14 protein-coding genes are annotated in these 18,863 nt (G+C 70.2%); 10 read left to right on the forward strand and 4 right to left on the reverse strand.

Annotated features, from left to right (window positions below; genetic code table 11):
* Positions 1 to 88: 88 nt before the first annotated feature.
* Both ACN268_RS25755 and ACN268_RS25760 read right to left on the reverse strand, forming a co-directional pair.
* Positions 89 to 2,821 (reverse strand): hypothetical protein, encoded by a 2,733-nt coding sequence (locus ACN268_RS25755; RefSeq protein ID WP_421485434.1) that lies wholly within the window; start codon positions 2,819 to 2,821, stop codon positions 89 to 91.
* Between the two features lie 256 nt (positions 2,822 to 3,077).
* Complete coding sequence (locus ACN268_RS25760) at positions 3,078 to 3,656, reverse strand: hypothetical protein (protein ID WP_421485435.1); 579 nt, start codon at positions 3,654 to 3,656, stop codon at positions 3,078 to 3,080.
* A 60-nt stretch (positions 3,657 to 3,716) separates the two neighbouring features.
* Here ACN268_RS25760 and ACN268_RS25765 point away from each other — a divergent pair, with 60 nt between their 5' ends.
* Both ACN268_RS25765 and ACN268_RS25770 read left to right on the forward strand, forming a co-directional pair.
* Positions 3,717 to 4,364: a hypothetical protein gene (locus ACN268_RS25765; protein ID WP_421485437.1), complete on the forward strand. Its 648-nt coding sequence runs from the start codon at positions 3,717 to 3,719 to the stop codon at positions 4,362 to 4,364.
* Between the two features lie 115 nt (positions 4,365 to 4,479).
* On the forward strand, positions 4,480 to 4,953 hold the full coding sequence (locus ACN268_RS25770) for a hypothetical protein (protein ID WP_421485439.1): 474 nt from the start codon (positions 4,480 to 4,482) through the stop codon (positions 4,951 to 4,953).
* Between the two features lie 163 nt (positions 4,954 to 5,116).
* Here ACN268_RS25770 and ACN268_RS25775 read toward each other — a convergent pair whose 3' ends face one another.
* Entirely contained in the window at positions 5,117 to 6,751 is a 1,635-nt protein-coding gene (locus ACN268_RS25775; protein WP_421485441.1) for a glycoside hydrolase family 13 protein, read from the reverse strand.
* 225 nt (positions 6,752 to 6,976) lie between these two features.
* On the reverse strand, positions 6,977 to 8,041 hold the full coding sequence (locus ACN268_RS25780) for a LacI family DNA-binding transcriptional regulator (protein WP_421485442.1): 1,065 nt from the start codon (positions 8,039 to 8,041) through the stop codon (positions 6,977 to 6,979).
* 198 nt (positions 8,042 to 8,239) lie between these two features.
* Between ACN268_RS25780 and ACN268_RS25785 the strand changes: the two genes are divergently transcribed.
* The 8 genes from ACN268_RS25785 to ACN268_RS25820 all read left to right on the forward strand — a co-directional run bounded on the left by ACN268_RS25785 (position 8,240) and on the right by ACN268_RS25820 (position 18,860).
* Positions 8,240 to 9,493 carry a sugar ABC transporter substrate-binding protein gene (locus tag ACN268_RS25785; protein WP_421485444.1) on the forward strand — a complete coding sequence of 418 codons (1,254 nt, stop codon included), beginning with the start codon at positions 8,240 to 8,242 and terminating at the stop codon, positions 9,491 to 9,493.
* Positions 9,493 to 11,127 (forward strand): ABC transporter permease subunit, encoded by a 1,635-nt coding sequence (locus ACN268_RS25790; RefSeq protein ID WP_421485446.1) that lies wholly within the window; start codon positions 9,493 to 9,495, stop codon positions 11,125 to 11,127. Before ACN268_RS25785 ends, ACN268_RS25790 begins: the two co-directional genes overlap by 1 nt.
* Before the next feature lie 158 nt (positions 11,128 to 11,285).
* Positions 11,286 to 12,086 carry a sugar ABC transporter permease gene (locus ACN268_RS25795; RefSeq protein ID WP_421486993.1) on the forward strand — a complete coding sequence of 267 codons (801 nt, stop codon included), beginning with the start codon at positions 11,286 to 11,288 and terminating at the stop codon, positions 12,084 to 12,086.
* 14 nt (positions 12,087 to 12,100) lie between these two features.
* Positions 12,101 to 13,957, forward strand: a complete 1,857-nt coding sequence (locus ACN268_RS25800) for a glycoside hydrolase family 13 protein (protein WP_421485447.1) — start codon at positions 12,101 to 12,103, stop codon at positions 13,955 to 13,957.
* Positions 13,958 to 14,053: 96 nt separating this feature from the next.
* Positions 14,054 to 14,395, forward strand: a complete 342-nt coding sequence (locus ACN268_RS25805; protein ID WP_145917841.1) for a hypothetical protein — start codon at positions 14,054 to 14,056, stop codon at positions 14,393 to 14,395.
* A gap of 262 nt (positions 14,396 to 14,657) precedes the next feature.
* Entirely contained in the window at positions 14,658 to 15,728 is a 1,071-nt protein-coding gene (locus tag ACN268_RS25810) for a BMP family lipoprotein (RefSeq protein ID WP_204927530.1), read from the forward strand.
* A 259-nt stretch (positions 15,729 to 15,987) separates the two neighbouring features.
* Positions 15,988 to 17,538 carry an ABC transporter ATP-binding protein gene (locus ACN268_RS25815; protein ID WP_421486994.1) on the forward strand — a complete coding sequence of 517 codons (1,551 nt, stop codon included), beginning with the start codon at positions 15,988 to 15,990 and terminating at the stop codon, positions 17,536 to 17,538.
* The gene (locus ACN268_RS25820) at positions 17,535 to 18,860 is read left to right on the forward strand and encodes an ABC transporter permease (RefSeq protein WP_421485448.1); all 1,326 of its coding nucleotides are present in this window, start codon (positions 17,535 to 17,537) and stop codon (positions 18,858 to 18,860) included. The genes ACN268_RS25815 and ACN268_RS25820 overlap by 4 nt, the downstream gene beginning before the upstream one ends.
* Positions 18,861 to 18,863: the final 3 nt, after the last annotated feature.

Here is an 18,863-nt window from a genome sequence, read left to right on the forward strand (position 1 = left end):
AGGGTAAACGCCCCCGGTGACGCGGTACTCGTCACCGGGGGCGCTTGCTGACATTGCGCATCGGCTGGTCGGTCCGATGCCGGCGCTGCTAGTAGGGATCCTTGCAATCGTGGCCGGTGCGGTTGGCAATGGGGACGAACGCCATGGCGTCCCAGGCGATGTCGACGTTGGTGCCGGGCCCTGAATTGTTCAGCAGCACATACGATCCACGGCCCAGATTGTAGGCACCCAGGTAAACCCACTTGTCGTGACCGTTGATCCCGGGCAGCCCGGTGCCCTGATCCAGTTCGCAGGTGTACTCGCTGCCGTCGTTGCCGCCGCGGATGACGTATTCTGCGTTCTCGTACTCGCCCCCATGGCTGGGCAGGTGCGCGACGATGTCGAAGCGCATCCGCTCTCCCGGTTGCAGGTCCAGGTTAGGTGTCCAGGCGCCGACCAGGTTGTGCTTGGGGTTGGCGCTTCCGTTGACCGTCGGATAGACGTGACTGAACCACATGTGCCCCTGGTAGCCGGCACCCAGTTGATGTAGGTCAATGTCCGCGTAGAGGGCGTTCGTGCTGCCCGTCGGCGAACCGGCACGGAGGGTGAACTTGCCGTCGTTCGGGTCGCTGGTGCAGCCCAGCGCGTACTGTGACGATTCGATCGTGGTGTACACGATGCTGCTCTTACGGGTGGCGTCCTTGTCCGGATCAGAGTTGCCGGTGAAGACCGAGCAGTCCCGGTCGTAGACCCGCTGTACCCCCGGTTCTGCGGACGTCGAGCCGTAGGTCAGCTTTTCCTTCGCACATGCCGCGGCGATGCAGTTGGCGAAGCTGGCACTGCCGTGCCACCAGCAGGCCTCACTGTCGGCCGGGCACGGACTCGCGGTGTTCGGGGTGCAGTTGTTGATGGTCGGCGAGCAGAACGTGTAGATGCCCGGCAGCGACAGCACCTTGGTGAAGCGGCCCGGGTAGGTCGGAGATTTGGCACCGTATGTCGGCTGGGCGTATGCCTCCGTGGCGATCGGGTAGCCCTTCAGCTGCGGGGTTTCCACCCAGCCCATGATGCGTTCCGGGTACGACCAGTGGCCCGGCGTCTCTGCATCGGCGTACGAGTTCCGCAGGAATCCCGCCCGGGCCGGGTCGTAGGTCGGATTGGCCGGGTTGTTCAGCCAACCGATACCCCATCGGCCGTTGTTGCTGCTGGCCTCGCTACTCGGGTGATAGCCGCTGTTGTACGCCCAGACGGCAAGGAACCAGTTCTCGATCCAGGTGGGATCGTTGTTGTTGAGGGTGCTCCGACCGAGCGGTTCGTTGTAGATCTGGTTCCACTTGTCGATCAGGATGTTGAGCCCGGCGGCGATGTTCGCCGCGTAGTCGACTGAGATCGCGATTTGCTGGTTGCGGCTGTAGACCGTGTCGCCGACGCTCATTCCCGTGGTCACCTGGCCGATGCCGTACCCGCAGTCGGCCTTCGGGTAGTTGATGACGTCGATACTGGCTCCGGCGTTGCCGTAGTAGTCGGCGATCAGCGGGTTGCCCAGGTCGCCGGGGACGGCGTGCCAGGAGGCCTGGGAGAGGTTCGTCTCCTGGGCCAGGATGCCCAGCATGAGCTGTGCCGGCACTTCACCGCCGCCGGCCACCGCACGCCTCGGGAACAGCCCTTGCGGGCTGTAGGAGGGCAACCCTGACTTCAGGTAGTTGGCCGGACGGGAGGTGGTGAGGGTCCCGTGTACCGCCCGGTCCACCGCCCATTCGACCATGCCGGCGCTTGCCTGCTGCGCCTGAACCTTCGGGTCGTTGCGCCGGACGGCGCACTTCGGGCTCGAGATCGTCGGGTCGACGGCCGGTGCGCTCGCGGTCGGCGCGGCCGCCGCGCGGGTCGGTATCGCATCGAGCCGAGGCGCTGTCCGGGAGGTGTCGAAGGTGACGGTGGAGCGCCGGCCGCTGGCGGTCGCCTGGACTGCCACCTGTACCCGGCCGGCGTCGGCCCGGTCTGCGGGCGACAAAGGTGCGCGTATCGCCTGCTGGCCCTGTGCGGTGGCGACGTCCTCGGCCAACAGGTGACCCCGTGCGGAGACGGCTCGGACTTGACGGTCCGATCTGATCACCGTCAGATCCGGCCAACTGCGGTCGGGGGCGGGTGCGGTGCCGACGAGCACGTTCCGTCCGCCTGCCTGGCCCATCAGCTGCAGGTGACCCTTGCCGCCGACGACGACGGTCCGGAGCCGGTCTGCCTGGTACCGCTGGGCCACGGCCCGCTCGCCCGAGATGGCGACCAGATCGACGCCGCTGCGCGCGGTGCCGCGAAGAGTGGAGACCGGACCGGCCGGGCGGGCCACCTCGGTGAGTGCCCCGGTCGGGTCGACCTTCACCAGATGTCCCCGGGCGATGCCGTAGTCGCCGTCGGCCGACGGCGCCGGTGTGGTGAGCTGGGCCGCGATCCGCCGGGTGCGGGTGACCCGGTGAGCGGCCGCATCCACGGTGAGCAGATCGGTCAGTTGCATGTCCTCCCCGACCGCACGGGTGAGCAGTACCCGGTCGTCCGGTCCGCAAGCGGGGTTGAAGTAGGCCAGCTGCAAACCTGTCGCCACGGTGGTCGACTTGCCGCTGGCGATGTCGACCACTGCGGCGATCCCTCCGGCCCGCACCAGATTGGGCTTGTTGGCCGCCATCTTCGGCGCGAACACCGCTACCGCGTAACGGCCGGAGCCGGTCACGCAGGTCTCACCCATCCACGGACCCATGTCCAGCGACGAGGCCGACAGGGTGGCCAACGTGGACCAGGCGAAGGCGTTGCGTTCCCGGGCGATATAGAGGTGGAAGCCGTTACTGTCGCCCACCCCGGTGACCAGGACGTCAGAGGAGGCGGACCAGTTCCTCCCGAGTGCTGTGTCGGGGTCGCGGACCGCTGACGGATCTGTGGCGGAGGCTCCGGCCGGCCGCCCCTGCGCCGCAGCTGGCGCCGCATTCGCGGTGCCGGCGAGGGCGACCAGTACGGCTATGGCCGCACATGTTTTCCTACTGGTTCTTTTCAACTTTCCCCCGTTTAAAAAAAGCGTCTGTCATTGGCAGGGTGTTGCCATGCCGGATAAGTGGTCATCGCCATGCGGTGCAGGTTTCATTGCCTTCCGGGTTGCCCGATGGCGACGACGCGCACAGTTGCAGCGAGTACTCCCAGCTGAACATCGTGGTGACGTAGTTGCCGCTACCGTTCACGCTCAGTGAGGCCGCTGTCTGCGTCAGGCCACCGTACGTGGGCTGCCAGTCCAGGCGAACGGTGGAACCGTCGGCAAAATAGGTGGCAGTGTAGTCGCCCCACATTGCGCCGCAGGCTGGTGAATAGTAGAGGTCGCCGTGCGCCACGGTGCCGTCCGGATCATTTCCGTCCACGCGGCTGAAGCTGGAGATGGCATAGGCGCCGGTGATGCACCCATTGGCGGACGCCATCTTGCCATTGCATCCGTTCCGGCTGCAGCTCGCGGCTGCCGCAGGTGCTGTCGGTGACAGGGTTGCGACAAGGCCCACGCAGGTCAGTGCGGCCAGCGTCGCTGTTCGCAGCTTTCTCAAGTAATCCTCCCCGTGGATATCCGCGGCGATTGCCGCGACTTTGATAGTTGCAGAGGTCGATCTGAATGCGCAATATTGACAAATGTTCATTGTGCGGCCATTCTCCATGATGGCTGGCAATGTGTGGTGGCATCATTGCCGATTAAATGTGACACGGGGGGCACAATAGTGAACGAGTTCGAACGGGAAGCCGGATCGGTCCCGGCGGATGGCGGGACGACGTCGAAGACCTCAAGAAGGTGGCTCTTGTTGACGGTGCCTGTCGTGGTGTTGGCCCTAATCCTGACCGCCGTGGTGTGGCGCGACAGGAGCGCGGCCCCCCAGCGTCCCCCCGGCACGCAGGGAGACAGGGGCGAACCCCTGCCGCCACCGACCCCCACCGCCACCCGTACCGGACCCGTTCCGGCGTTCGCCGGCATCACCCCGGCCAAGGTCACGGACGCCTGGGTCGAGCGTTGGTCCGGCCCGGTCACGGTCGACGGCGCGCTGCGCATCGTCAATGTGACCTTGCCGGGCACGCGGGACGAGCTGGCGGCTGCGGTCGGTCAGCCGGACAAATACCGCCGGAACGAAGTGGCGCACATCTTCTGCAGGGTGAAGCTCCGTGGTTCCGTGCAGCGGCTTCTGTTGAAGAACCTGGTCGAGGGTTGCCTCGGTCCGGTCCTCACTGCCAAGGAGCGCACGGCGACGCTCGACTGGCTACTGAAGGCGGATTTCTCCGCTCCGAGTGATCATATTCGGCAGTCCACCCGGTTCGAACTGCTCGCGATCCACAATGCCGACGAGAATCTCATGCTCAGCCTGAACGCGCGCTGATCCGAGGCGGCACGACGTCAGGACCGGCCGGTCGCCTCCGCCGCTGCTGAGTCGGGTCACCACGGGTTGAGGCGAATGCTGCCCACGTTCGGGGTCGGGCCGACATGATGAGCCGGTGGGCGCACTCGTGACGCTGGACCTGCCGGACGACTCGCCGCTGATCACCCTGCCCTGGATCGTCACGTTCGGCCCGCTCGCCGATCCGGCCGAGTGGGAACCGGTGGTCTGCGGCCCGTACGAGCGACCGCACGCGCTGGCCCTGGCCGAGGCGGTGGTGGCCGACGAACGGTTCATGGCGGTGGTCGAGCCGCTGGTGCCGGCGCTGTCGGCCGAGGAGATCCGGGGCGAGATCGCCGCGTCCCGGCGCGCCGCCGCCGACGAGGAGGCCCGGATCGAGGCGGCCGACCTCTACGGGGACTTCGACGACGTTCTCGACGAGCAGGACGTTCTTGACGAGCACGACGTCCTCGACGAGCAGGAGGACGAGGCGGTCACCGGGCCCGACCGGCCGCAGCCGCCGCCCGTACCGACCGAGGCGCAGGTGCGGGCGGCGTTCGGGCGGATCGCGGGGCTGCTGCGCGGGCGGTGACGGGTCGGGCGACGTCGGTACGCGGTGGTGCACCGGCACCCCGGGAAGCGGACCTCCCGGGACGCCGGTGCCACCTTCACCCCCCACCACAAGGGGTCGGCAGCCCAGCCGCCCGTCGGCGCGGGGCACAACGGACGACCAGGTCAAAGGCGGGTTACCCGGCTCAGCGCCGTTCGAACCACGCGGCTGCGTCCACCGGCAGGACGTGTCCGGCGTCCTGCTCGGTGAGGTCGGCGCTGGCCACCAGGGGGCGGCCGTACCCGTCGATCCGGACCGGGGCGCCGCTGAGGTTGACCACGCAGGTCAGGGAGGCGGCGTCGCCGTCGCGGCGGAACGCCAGCACCCCCGGCCCGGTCTGCTGCCAGAGCACCGGGCCGGCGGTGGACGACAGCGCCGGGTGCGTGCGCCGGACCCGCAGCGCGGCCCGGTACAGCTCCAGCGTCGAGCCGGGCGTTCCGGTCTGGGCGGCCACCGAGAGGGCCCGCCAGGTGGCCGGGGCCGGCAGCCAGCTCAGCTCGCTGCCCTGCGGCCCGAAGCCGTACGGGGGCAGCTCACCGCCCCACGGGACCGGCACCCGGCAGCCGTCGCGGCTCTCACCGGTCCGCAGGAACGCCGGGTCCTGCCGGAGCGCGTCGGGCAGGTCCAGCACCTCCGGCAGGCCCAGTTCCTCACCCTGGTAGAGGTAGGTGGAGCCGGGCAGGGCCAGCATCAGCAGGGCGGCGGCCCGGGCCCGGCGCAGGCCGACCTCGCCGTCGCCGTAGCGGGTGACGTGCCGCTGCCGGTCGTGGTTGGACAGCACCCAGGTGGTCGGCGCACCGACGATCGTCGCCTCGGCCAGCGCGGTGTCGATCACCTTGCGGAACGAGTCGGCCGACCAGGTGGCGTCGAGGAAGTCGAAGCTGAACGCCTGGTGCAGCTCGTCCGGGCCGATGTAGCGGGCGAGCCGCTGCGGGGTCTCCGCCCACGCCTCGGCCACCGCCATCCGGCCGCCGGGGTAGCTGTCCAGGATGGGCCGCCAGGCGCGGTAGATGTCGTGCACCTCGTCCTGGTCGAAGTAGGGCAGCCGGCCCTTGCCGAGCAGCTCCGACTGGCGGCGGCCGGTGGTCATCGAGCTGAAGCCGACGTCCGGCAGCCCCTCGGCCTTGATCATCCCGTGGGCCACGTCGATCCGGAACCCGTCGACGCCCCGGTCGAGCCAGAAGCGGAGGACGTCTTCGAACTCGGCGCGTACCTGCGGGTGCCGCCAGTTCAGGTCGGGTTGGGCCGGGTCGAACAGGTGCAGGTACCACTGGCCGTCGGGCAGCCGGGTCCAGGCGGGGCCGCCGAAGATGCTCTCCCAGTCGTTGGGGGGCTGTTCGCCGTCGACGCCCCGGCCGTCGGCGAACAGGTAACGCTCCCGCTCGGGGGAGCCGGGGCCGGCGGCGAGGGCGGCGGTGAACCACGGGTGCGCGCTGGAGGTGTGGTTGGGCACCAGGTCCACGATGATCCGCAGGCCCAACGCGTGCGCGTCGGTGATCATGGCGTCGAAGTCGGCGAGGTCGCCGAAGAGCGGGTCGACGTCGCGGTAGTCGGCCACGTCGTAGCCGGCGTCGATCTGCGGCGAGGTGTAGAACGGGGTGAGCCAGAGCGCGTCGACCCCGAGGTCGCGCAGGTAGGGCAGCCGCTGCCGGATGCCCCCGAGGTCGCCGACGCCGTCACCGTCGGAGTCGGCGAAGCTGCGGACGTACACCTGGTAGACGACCGCGGCGCGCCACCAGTCGTCGTCGGAGGCCAGCGGCGTGGGGTCGGTGGCGGTCATGGGCGGAGATCCCCGTTCTGTGGCGGGACGGCGGCGCCCGCGCGGCGGTGGGTGACGGACGCGGGTGTGGAGAGAATGCCGGCCGAATGCTGCAAGAGTCAAGCACGGCTTGCGCAAGAAATGACGTCCGTCACCGGTAGCCGGGGCAGGCTTTTCGTGGACGCGTGCGGTCCACGGGAGGCGGACCCGGTCGACGGGGAGCGCGGGCCGGCAGGCGGCAGCGGGTCAGGCGGGGACGGCGAGGGCGGGCGGCACCGGGCGCTGCCGGCCGGCGTCCGCCTGTCGGACGACCGCGGTCGATCCGCGGACCACCAGCTCCGGGCGGAACAGGTACTCCGAGTGTGGCGCGGCGTGCCCGTTGATCTCGTCGACCAGGGCGCGGACCGCGGCCACCGCCATCGCGGCCACCGGCTGCCGCATGGTGGTCAGCGGCGGGTCGGTGAAGGCCATCAGCGGCGAGTCGTCGTAGCCGACCACCGACAGGTCGCCGGGGACGGACATGCCGCGCTGCCGGGCGGCCCGGACCGCGCCGAGCGCCATCAGGTCGGAGCCGCAGACGATCCCGGTGACCCCGCGCTCGATCAGCCGGCCGGCGGCGGCCTCGCCGCCCTCGACGCCGAACAGCGACAGCTCGGCGAGCGCGTCCAGGTCGCCGCCGGTGGTGCCGAGCCGGGTCATCGCGGCCCGGAAGCCGGCCACCCGACGCTGCACCGGCACGAACCGGTCCGGCCCGGTGATCAGGCCGATCCGCCGGTGCCCGAGCGCGACCAGGTGCGCCACGGCCAGCTCGGTGGCCTCCCGGTCGTCGCAGGAGACGAAGGGCGCGGCGATGCCCGGGGCGTACCCGTTGATCATGACGACCGGCAGCGGCCGGGCGATCAGCGCGCGGTACCGGTCGTGGTTGGCGGCCGTGTCGGCGTGCAGGCCGGAGACGAAGACGATGCCGGAGACCTGCCGGTCGAGCAGCATCTCCACGTACTCGTCCTCGGTGACCCCGCCCGGGGTCTGGGTGCACAGCACGGGGGTGAACCCGCTCTGGGCCAGCGTCGACTCGATGACCTGGGCGAACGCCGGGAAGATGGGATTGTCCAGCTCCGGCACCACCAGCCCGACCAGGCCGGCGCTGCGCTTGCGCAGCCGGGCCGGACGCTCGTAGCCGAGCACGTCGAGGGCGGTCAGTACGGCCTGGCGGGTCTCGGGGGCCACACCGGGGCGGTCGTTGAGCACCCGCGACACCGTGGCCTCGCTGACTTCGGCCTGTTGGGCGATGTCGGACAGTCGAGCGCGCATGGCGGCACTCTAGCTCACGGGCAAGTTCTTGCGTACGCCTCTGCAAGCCCTTCCATTGCATGCAACCTCTTGCTAACGTCCCGGCAACACGTGACAGCAGCGACGCGGCCTGCCCGGCGTCGGTCAGCAAGAACTTTCAGTGTTTCCCCGGTGTGGTCGCCCGTCCCCCGGCGACCCGTCATGACGACAGGAGTACCGATGCGCATCCGTACCGCGGGTGTGGTCACCGTTCTCGGCCTGGCGCTCGCCGCCTCGGGTTGCGGCGGCGGCAACAGCAAGGACGAACCGGCGGCCAAGGCCACCTCCCCGGCCGCGAGCGGCAAGCTCGTCATCTGGGCGGACGACAAGCGGACCGCGGCGCTCAAGCCGTTCGCCGAGAAGTTCGGCCAGGAGAACGGCGTCACCGTCGAGGTGCAGGCCGTCTCCAAGGACCTCCAGACCAACTTCGTCACCGCCTCCCAGCAGGGCAGCGGCCCGGACGTGGTGGTCGGCGCGCACGACTGGATCGGCAACCTCGTGCAGAACGGGGCGATCGACCCGGTGCAGCTCGCCGCCGAGCAGAAGTCCGGCTTCAACGAGACCGCGATCAAGGCGGTCACCTTCAACGGGCAGCTCTACGGCGTCCCCTACGCCACCGAGAACGTCGCGTTGATCCGCAACACCGCGCTGGCCCCCGAGGCGCCCAAGACGATCGAGGACCTGGTCGCCACCGGCAAGAAGCTCAAGGCCGACAAGAAGGCCAGCGAGATCCTCTGCCTCCAGTCCGGACAGAACGGCGACGCGTACCACATCTACCCGCTGTACACCTCGGCCGGCGGCTACCTCTTCGGCACCGCCGCCAACGGCGACTACGACCCGAAGGACCTGGGCGTGGGCAAGCCGGAGTCGATCGAGGCGTTCACGAAGATCGGCAAGCTCGGCGAGAAGGGTGACGGCGCGCTCAAGCGCTCCATCACCGGCGAGAACTCGATCGCCACCTTCACCGGTAAGAAGTGCGCCTTCCTGGTCTCCGGCCCGTGGGCGATCGCCGACGCCAAGAAGGCAGGCATCTCCTACGACATCTCCCCGGTCCCCGGCTTCGCCGGTGGCAAGCCGGCCCAGCCGTTCGTCGGCGTCCAGGCGTTCTACGTCGCCGCCAAGGGCAAGAACAAGGCGCTGGCCCAGGAGTTCGTCACCAACTACGTCACCACCCCCGAACTGGCCGTGGCGCTCTACCAGGCCGAGCCCCGCCCGCCGGCGCTGACCGCCGCGTTCGACCAGGTCAAGGGCACCGACCCGGATCTGGCCAAGTTCTCCGAGGCGGGCAAGGACGGCCAGGTGCTGCCGGCGATCCCGGCCATGGCCGCGATCTGGGACCCGTTCGGCAAGGCCGAGGCCGCCGTCATCGGTGGCGCCGACCCGGCGAAGACCGTCACCGCCGCCGGCAAGACGATCTCGGGTCAGATCAAGTAATGAGCACGCTGTCCGGCCCGGGACCTGCCCCGCAGGCCCCGGGCCGGGGGCCTGCGCGTTCCGGGCCCCCGGAAACCTCCCGTACCGCGCGCCACGCGCCGATCACCGCGACCGGTCTCGCCGTCAAGGTGGTCCTGCTCGGCCTGGTGGCCGGGATCGCGATCTGGGCGGCCTTCCCGCTCGTCGCCGCCCGGCTCTGGGTCGGTCTCGCCGTCCTGGCGGTCACCACCGTCGGTCTGTGCTACCTCTACCTGACCCGCCGGCACATCCCGGCGAAATACCTGGTGCCGGGAACGATCTTCCTGATCGCCTTCCAGGTCTTCCCGGTGCTCTACACCGCGAGCACCGCGTTCACGAACTTCGGCGACGGCCACCGGGGCTCCAAGGACGACGCGATCGTCGCCATCGAGACCTCCTCGGTCAAGCAGGTCCCCGGCTCCGCCGAGTACGCCCTCGCCATCGCCACCACCGGCGACCCGGCCACCGGGCCGCTGGTCTTCCTGCTCACCGACCCGGGGACCGGCCGGGTCTCCGCCGGGGACGCCGACGGGCTGCGCCCGCTCGACGCCGCCGACGTGACCGTCGCCGGCAGCGGCCGGGTCACCGCCGCCAAGGGCTACACCGTGCTCAACGTCGGCCAGGCCAGCGTCCGCAGCGAGGAGATCACCGCCCTGGTGGTGCCGACCTCCGGGGGTGCGGTGCGCTCCAACGGCCTGTCCCGCGCCTACGAGGGCAAGGCCGTCCGGGCGTACGACCGGGGCTGCGACTGCGTCACCGACGGCGAGACCGGCAGGACCTGGACGGCCGACCCGGACACCGGTGCCTTCGTCGCCGCCGACGGCGAGCGGCTCGCCCAGGGCTGGCAGGTCGGGGTGGGCTTCAAGAACTTCGCCCGGGTGCTCACCGACCCGAACATCTCCGGCCCGTTCTTCGGCACCCTGCTGTGGAACTTCGCCTTCGCGATCGGCTCCACCGGGTTCACCTTCTTACTGGGCATGGCGATCGCGCTGGCCCTGCACTCGCCCCGGATGCGGGGCACCAACCTCTACCGGGTCTTCCTGATCCTGCCGTACGCGATGCCGTCGTTCGCCATGCTGCTGGTCTGGCGGGACATGTTCAACACCGACTTCGGCCTGGTCAACAACCTGTTCGGGCTCGGTGTCGACTGGTTCGGCGAGGCCTGGTCGGCCCGGCTGGCGGTGCTGCTGGTGCAGCTCTGGCTCGGCTACCCGTACATGTTCCTGGTGACCACGGGGGCGCTCCAGGCGATCCCGAAGGAGCTGACCGAGGCCACCTCGGTCGACGGCGCGTCGCCCTGGCAGTCGTTCCGGGCGGTCACCCTGCCGCTGCTGCTGGTCGCGCTCTCGCCGCTGCTGATCGCGTCGTTCGCGTACAACTTCAACAACATCAACGCGATCTGGTTGACCACCGAGGGTGGCCCGTTCGCGCCGGACAACCCGACGAACGGGGCCACCGACCTGCTGATCACGTACACCTACCGGTTGGCCTTCGGCGCGCAGGGCGCCGAGTTCGGCCTGGCCGCCGCGGTGTCGATCTTCATCTTCGCGATCGTGGCCACGGTCTCGGCGGTCAGCTTCCGGCGCACCCGCCAGCAGGAGGAGGTCTACTCGTGACGACCCGTCCCCACACCGCCGGGCCGGCGACCCCCGCCGCACCCGTCGTCGGATCGGATGCCGCCGGCCCGCGTGCCGGTCGGCCGGGTGCCGCGGTACCCGGCGCTCGACGCCCGGGCCGGTGGTTCACCCAGGTCGGCTGGCGGCACGCGGTCGGCGTGCTGGCGGTGGCGTTCAGCCTCTTCCCGATCCTGTTCGTGCTCTCCGCCGCGCTCAACCCGCTCGGCACCCTCTCGTCGACCGAGCTGCTGCCCACCGGGGCGTCACTGGCGAACTTCGGTGACCTGTTCGAGCGGACGGAGTTCGGCCGCTGGTTCCTCAACTCGCTGCTCATCGCGGGTGGGGCGAGCTTCGCGTCGATCTTCCTGTCCTCGCTGGCGGCGTACGCGTTCTCCCGGATGCGCTTCGCCGGGCGGCGAATCGGGCTGCTGACCCTGCTGCTGATCCAGATGTTCCCGCAGTTCCTGGCGATCGTGGCGATCTTCCTGATCTTCACCCGGGTCACCGACCTGTGGCCGTCGATCGGCTTCAACACCCCGTGGGGCCTGTTCCTGCTCTACATGGGCGGCGCGCTGGGCATGAACACCTGGCTGATGAAGGGGTTCTTCGACACCCTGCCCCGCGAGCTGGACGAGTCGGCCACGATGGACGGCGCCAGCCACGCACAGGTCTTCTTCCGGATCATGCTGCCGTTGGTGGCGCCGATCCTGGCGGTGACCGCGCTGCTGTCGTTCATCGGCACGATCAACGAATTCATGATCGCCAACGTGTTCCTCACCGACACCGGGTCCAAGACCCTCGCGGTCGGCATGTTCGGCCTGGTGGCGGGGGAGCGGAACAACAACTTCGGCATCTTCGCGGCGGGCACCCTGCTCACCGCGATCCCCACCGTGCTGGTCTTCCAGCTCCTCCAGCGCTACATCGTCTCCGGCCTCACCGCCGGGGCCGTCAAGGGATGAATCGGAAGGCAGCCATGTCCCTGTCACCGCACCACGACGGCTCCGCGCTGTACGTGCCCGAGCAGGAACCCACCCTCGGTCAGACCGTGCCGGTGTTCGTCCGGGTGCCCGAGGGCACCGACGTCCGGCAGGTGCACGTCCGGACCACGGGCGACGGTGAGCCGCGCTTCGTCGAGGCCACCGTCGACCGCCGGGACGGCCACGACGTGTGGTGGCGGGCCGACGTCGAGGTCCGCAACCCGGTCAGCAACTACAGGTTCATGCTCACCGGGGCGACCGGCTACCGCTGGCTCAACGCCGCCGGGCAGGTCGACCACGACGTGCCCGACCACGGCGACTTCAGGCTGGTCAGCCATGCCCCGCCGCCCGCCTGGGCCCGCGACGCGCTGATCTACCAGATCTTCCCCGACCGGTTCGCCCGGTCCGCCGCCGCCGACGGGCGCACCCCGCCGGACTGGGCGGTCCCGTGCGACTGGGACACCCCGGTCATCGGGTACGGCCCGCAGACCCCCCGCCAGTTCTACGGCGGCGACCTCGACGGCATCACCGAACGCCTCGACCACCTGGACCGGCTCGGCGTCAACACCGTCTACCTGACGCCGATCTTCCCGGCCCGCTCCAACCACCGCTACGACGCCGCCGGCTTCGACACCGTCGACCCGCTGCTCGGCGGCGACGCGGCGCTGGTCCGGCTGGCCGACGCCGTCCGGGCCCGGGGCTGGCGGCTGATCGGCGACATCACCAGCAACCACACCGGTGACGCGCACGAGTGGTTCACCCGCGCCCTGGCCGACGCCGACGCCCCCGAACGGGAGCTGTACTACTTCGACGTGCCGACCGGTGGCGGGGAGCCGACGTACGAGTCGTGGAACGGGGTGCGGTCGCTGCCGAAGCTGAACTGGGGCAGCGCCGAGCTGCGCCGCCGCTTCGCCACCGACCCGGACTCGCTGGTGCGCCGCTGGCTGCGCCCGCCGTACGGGCTGGACGGCTGGCGGGTCGACGTGGCCAACATGACCGGCCGGCGGGGCGCGGACGCGTACACCCACGAGGTGGCGCGGCTGCTGCGCGAGGTGGTCGCGCAGACCCGGGCCGACGGGCTGCTGCTCGCCGAGCACGGCCACGACCACACCGGTGACCTGGACCGCGACGGCTGGCACGGCACCATGAACTACGTCGGCTTCACCGACCCGGTGTGGTCCTGGCTGCGCACCGGTCCCGGGGACGCCGGGGACCAGGTGCCGCTGCCGAACTTCCTCGGCACGCCGGGCGGGGTGCGGCGGCGGGACGCGCACGCGGTGCTCGCCACCATGAACAGCTTCCGGTCGCTGGTCTCCTGGCGGTCGTACGTCCACTCGTGGCAGCTGCTCGGCTCGCACGACTCGGCCCGCATCCGCACCGTGGTCGGCGACGCCGCCCGGCAGGAGGTGGCCGCCGGCCTGCTCGTCACCCTGCCCGGCACCCCGGTGGTCTTCGCCGGTGACGAGTGGGGGCTGACGGGCGGCAACGGCGAGTCCTCGCGTACCCCGATGCCGTGGCACCGGCCGCAGCAACGCGACGCCGGCACCTTCGCCGCCTACCGGGCGCTGCTGGCGCTGCGCCGGGACACCCCGGAGCTGCGGCACGGCGGCCTGCGCTGGGTGTACGTCGACGCCGACACGCTCGTCTTCCTGCGCGAGGCGACCACCGGCGCGGTGCTGGTGCTGGCCCGCCGGGCGGCCGGCCCGCCGGTGCGGCTGACCGGCCTGCCGGCCACCGGTTCCGGCCCGACGGGGGAGAACCTCCACGGGGGTGCCCCGGCCCTGCGGTCCGCCCCCGACGGCGGGATCACCCTGCCCGGTGACGGCCCGACCTTCCAGGTCTGGCGGCTCTGACGGGCGGCCCGTCGGCGGGGACGGCGAGATCACGGATTGAACTCAGCCGGCGGGCCACCTACTACAAACTGTCGTTGATGGGGGAGGATGGCCGGCGTGGAAGCTCTCCGACTGGTCCTTCTCTATGTCCATCTGATCGGGTTCGCGCTGCTGCTCGGCGGTGCCGTCGCCCAGTACGTCAGCGGCCGGCTGCGGATCAACGCGGCCATGCTCTGGGGCTCGGTGATCCAGTTGCTGACCGGCGTGGGCCTGTCCGCGCCGCTGCGCGACGGCGACGAGCCGGCCCCCGCGAAGCTTGTTACCAAGTTGGTGCTGGCCCTGCTCATCTTCGTCATGGTCTTCTTCTCCCGGAAGCGGGCGCAGGTGGCCCGTGGCCATTTCCTGGCGATCATCGGGTTGACCCTGGTCACGGCCGCTGTGGCGGTGTTCTGGCGGTAGCCGTCGGGGTCGCCGGGAACGGGACGTTCGCCGCACCTGGCCCGCCGGAACCGGCATGCTGAGTGATGTGCCCCACCCGAGGGTTACGCCGGGATAACGAGCGTTCAACAGTCGTGCACGATTGGCGGCCGGTGGGTGGACGTCGGGCTACGCTCCCGTCCGTAACGTGGGATGCCGGCGGCACAACGCTCGTCGGTTCAAGGGCTGCCACCGCACGAGGCGGTGAGCAATGGAAGGAGACGTCTTGCGCTCTGTGCGTGGGATGCGGATCGCCTCTGCCATCGCGGCGGGTGGGCTCGTGCTGGGTGCTGCCGCGTGTGGTGAGGCGCCGGACGACGACAACAACGCCGGTGGCAGCGGCGACAAGAAGTACAGCGCCTGCATGGTGACCGACGTCGGCGGCATCGACGACAAGTCGTTCAACACCTCCGCCTGGAAGGGCCTGGAGGAGGCCAAGAAGGCCAACGACAACATCGACATCAAGTACGTCGCGTCGAAGGCCGAGGCGGACTACGAGGTCAACCTGACCGGGTACGTCAACCAGAAGTGCGACTTCATCCTGGCCGTCGGTGGCCTGATGTCGGACGCCACCAAGAAGATCGCCGCCGCGAACCCGAACCAGCAGTTCGGCATCGTGGACGCGAACCCGGCCACGGCGAACGTCTACCCGATGCAGTTCGACACCGCCCAGGCCGCCTTCCAGGCCGGCTACCTGGCCGCCGGGATGAGCAAGAGCGGCAAGGTCGGCACCTACGGTGGCCTGCCGATCCCGCCGGTGACCATCTTCATGGACGGCTTCGCCGACGGCGTGGCGCACTACAACAAGACCAAGAGCAAGAACGTCCAGGTGCTCGGCTGGAACAAGGAGACCCAGAAGGGCTCCTTCACCAACGACTTCGCCAAGCAGGACGAGGGCAAGAAGGTCTCCGACGCGCTGGTCGCCCAGGGCGCGGACATCGTCATGCCGGTCGCCGGTGGCGCGGGCCTCGGCACCACCGCCGCGGCGAAGGCGTCGGGCGGCAAGTACTCGGTCGTGTGGGTCGACGTCGACGGCTGCGAGAGCACCCCGGACTGCGCGGCGCTGCTGACCACCGTGGTCAAGAACATCCCGGACGCCGTCAAGGACGCCGTGCTCAAGGCCGCCGGTGGCGAGAAGCTCGCCGCCACCCCGGGCTTCGTCGGCAACCTCGCCAACAACGGTGTCTCGATCGCCCCGTACCACGACTTCGACAGCAAGGTCCCGGCGGACCTCAAGGCCGAGGTCGAGAAGCTCAAGGCGGACATCGCCGCCGGCACCATCACGGTCACCTCGAAGGCCCAGCCGACCAAGTGACCGCCGCGCCGGCCGCGGCGATGGGATCATCGGCAGCGGCGGCCGGCGGGCACCAGGCATGACGACCGGCCGTCCCGGCGTACGTGGGCAACCCCACGGGCGTCGGGGCGGCCGGTCCGCGCACCGGTCGGCCGGCACCCCGGTGACCGGCCGACCCGGCAGCTAGGCTGCACCATCGCTCGCACCCCAGGAGGTTGCGCTGAGACTCGAACTGCGCGGCATCACCAAGCGGTTCGGTGATCTGGTCGCCAACGATCACATCGACCTGACGGTGGAGCCTGGAGAGATCCACGCCCTGCTCGGCGAGAACGGCGCCGGCAAGTCGACCCTGATGAACGTGCTCTACGGGCTCTACCAGCCCGACGGGGGCGAGATCCTGGTCGACGGAAAGCCGCTGAAGCTGAAGGGCCCCTCGGACGCGATCCGGGCCGGGATCGGCATGGTGCACCAGCACTTCATGCTGGTGCCGGTCTTCACCGTGGCCGAGAACATCATGCTCGGCGCGGAGCAGGTCCGGGGCGGCATCGTCGGCTTCCTCGACCGGCGGCGGGCCCGCCGCGAGGTGGCCGAGGTCTCCGCGCGGTACAACCTGCGGGTCGACCCGGACGCCGTGATCGAGGACCTGCCGGTCGGCATCCAGCAGCGGGTGGAGATCGTCAAGGCGCTCACCCGCGACGTCGACCTGTTGATCCTCGACGAGCCGACCGCCGTGCTCACCCCGCAGGAGACCGAGGAACTGCTCACGGTCATGCGGTCGCTCAAGGCGGCCGGCAAGTCGATCGTCTTCATCACCCACAAGCTCGGCGAGGTCAAGGCCATCGCCGACCGGATCACCGTGATCCGGCGCGGCCGGACCGTCGGCACCGCCTCCCCCGAGGCGAGCCGGGACGAGTTGGCCGCGCTGATGGTCGGCCGCAACGTCCGGCTCACCGTCGACAAGCAGCCCGCCACCCCGGGCCGGCCGATCCTGGAGGTCGCCGGCCTGGTCGTCGACGACGACCGGCAGGTCCGCGCGGTCGACGGCGTCGACCTGACCGTACGCGCCGGTGAGGTGCTCGGCGTGGCCGGTGTGCAGGGCAACGGGCAGACCGAGCTGATCGAGGCGATCATGGGGCTGCGCCCGACGCTCGCCGGCACGGTGACCCTCGACGGCGAGCCGATCCACGGCTGGTCCACCAAGAAGGTGCTCCGTGCCGGGGTCGGCTACGTCCCCGAGGACCGCAGCGTCGACGGCCTGGTCAAGGAATTCAGCGTCGCCGAGAACCTGGTCCTCGACATCTACGACCGGCCGCCGTTCGGTAGGGGCCTGGCGCTGCGGCCGGACGCGATCGCCGCCTCGGCGAAGGAGCGGATCGAGCAGTTCGACGTGCGTACCCCGTCGGCGGACGCGGCGGTCGGCACCCTGTCCGGCGGTAACCAGCAGAAGGTGATCGTGGCCCGGGAACTGTCCCGGCCGCTGAAGCTCTTCATCGCCGCCCAACCCACCCGGGGCGTGGACGTCGGCTCGATCGAGTTCATCCACAGCCGGGTCATCCGCGAGCGCGACGTCGGCACCGCCGTCATGGTGGTCTCCAGCGAGTTGGACGAGGTGATCGGCCTCGCCGACCGGATCGCGGTGATGTACCGGGGCCGGATCATCGGCATCGTCGGCCCGGACACCCCGCGCGAGGAGATCGGCCTGCTGATGGCCGGCATCACCCCCGACGCCCCCGCACCGGCCCCGACCGACGGCGCGGCCACCATCCCGGGCGGTACGGCCGGCGGCGTGACGCCGGCCCCCGAACGCCCCGGTAACGAGGACGAGGCATGAGCAACCCCAACCCGGTGTCCGGCTCCCCGGACAAGGAACCGGCGACCGAGGCGGAGCTGGCGCTGACCGGCAAGGCCGACCGGGGCGCCACGATGACCTCCCCCAAGCAGCCCGCGCCGGGGCCCCGGCCCACGCTGGGCCGGCTCTTCCTGGACAACCTCTGGGCCGCCAACACGGTCACCGTCACCGTCCTCGCCCTGGTGCTGGCGATGCTGGTCGGCGCGGTCCTGATCATCGTGTCGGACCCGGACGTGCTGGCCACCTACGGCTACATAACGGCCCGCCCGACCGACGCCCTGAACGCGAGCTGGACGGTGGTCAGCGAGGCGTACGCCAACCTGTTCAAGGGGGCGGTCTTCGACCCGGAGGCGTCCGGCTTCACCGCCGCGATGAGCCCGATCTCGGAGACCCTCACCTACACCGCGCCGCTGGTGTTCACCGGGCTGTCGGTGGCGCTCGCCTTCCGGGGCGGCCTGTTCAACATCGGTGCCCAGGGCCAGGCGACGATGGGCGTGATCCTGGCCGCGGTGGCCGGCTTCGCGTTGCCGCTGCCCCCGGTGGTGCACCTGGTCGTCGCGTTGATCGCCGGTGCGGCCGGCGGCGCGGTCTGGGGTTTCGTCCCCGGCATCCTCAAGGCCCGGACCGGCGCGCACGAGGTGATCAACACGATCATGCTCAACTACGTCGCCGTCTACTTCCTGTCCTGGATCATCGTGCAGAACGGCGTGCAGAACCCGGACCGGTCGGACGCGATCAGCCGCCCGGTCGACTCCTCGGCCGCGCTGCCCCGGCTGCTCGGCGACAACCTGCGGGTGCACGCCGGCATCCTGCTCGCGGTGCTGGCCACCTGGGCCATCGCCTGGCTGCTCAACCGCTCGACGCTCGGCTTCGAGCTGCGGGCCGTCGGGGCCAACCCGGACGCGGCGCGGACCGCCGGCATCAGCGTCACCAAGACGTACGTGCTGGTGATGGTGATCGCCGGGATGCTCGCCGGTCTCGGCGGCAGCCAGATGGTGCTGGGTTCCACCGCGAACGCGCTCACCCCGCTGGTGATCGCGCAGATCGGCTTCGACGGCATCCTGGTGGCGCTGCTCGGCCGGGTGAAGCCGTGGGGTGTGCTGCTGGCCGCGCTGCTGTTCGGCGCGCTCCAGGCCGGCGGCAACCGGATGCAGTCGTACTCCGGGATCTCGCTGGAGCTGGTCACCGTGCTCCAGGCGCTGATCGTCATCTTCATCGCCGCGCCGGCCCTGGTGAAGGCGATCTTCCAGCTCCGGGCCGCCCGTGCCGCCCGGTTGCAGACGAGCCTCGCGAAGGGCTGGTGAGGC

It is taken from the genome of Micromonospora sp. WMMD735, assembly GCF_049178995.1.
GTDB classification, from domain to species: Bacteria; Actinomycetota; Actinomycetes; order Mycobacteriales; family Micromonosporaceae; genus Micromonospora; species Micromonospora wenchangensis.

Bases quoted from the DNA above. Each gene is read 5' to 3' on its own strand.
- ACN268_RS25760 (WP_421485435.1), bottom strand. From the start codon at position 3,656: ATGGAGAATGGCCGCACAATGAACATTTGTCAATATTGCGCATTCAGA.
- ACN268_RS25775 (WP_421485441.1), bottom strand. From the start codon at position 6,751: ATGACCGCCACCGACCCCACGCCGCTGGCCTCCGACGACGACTGGTGG.
- ACN268_RS25780 (WP_421485442.1), bottom strand. From the start codon at position 8,041: ATGCGCGCTCGACTGTCCGACATCGCCCAACAGGCCGAAGTCAGCGAG.
- ACN268_RS25785 (WP_421485444.1), top strand. From the start codon at position 8,240: ATGCGCATCCGTACCGCGGGTGTGGTCACCGTTCTCGGCCTGGCGCTC.
- ACN268_RS25790 (WP_421485446.1), top strand. From the start codon at position 9,493: ATGAGCACGCTGTCCGGCCCGGGACCTGCCCCGCAGGCCCCGGGCCGG.
- ACN268_RS25800 (WP_421485447.1), top strand. From the start codon at position 12,101: ATGTCCCTGTCACCGCACCACGACGGCTCCGCGCTGTACGTGCCCGAG.
- ACN268_RS25810 (WP_204927530.1), top strand. From the start codon at position 14,658: ATGCGGATCGCCTCTGCCATCGCGGCGGGTGGGCTCGTGCTGGGTGCT.
- ACN268_RS25820 (WP_421485448.1), top strand. From the start codon at position 17,535: ATGAGCAACCCCAACCCGGTGTCCGGCTCCCCGGACAAGGAACCGGCG.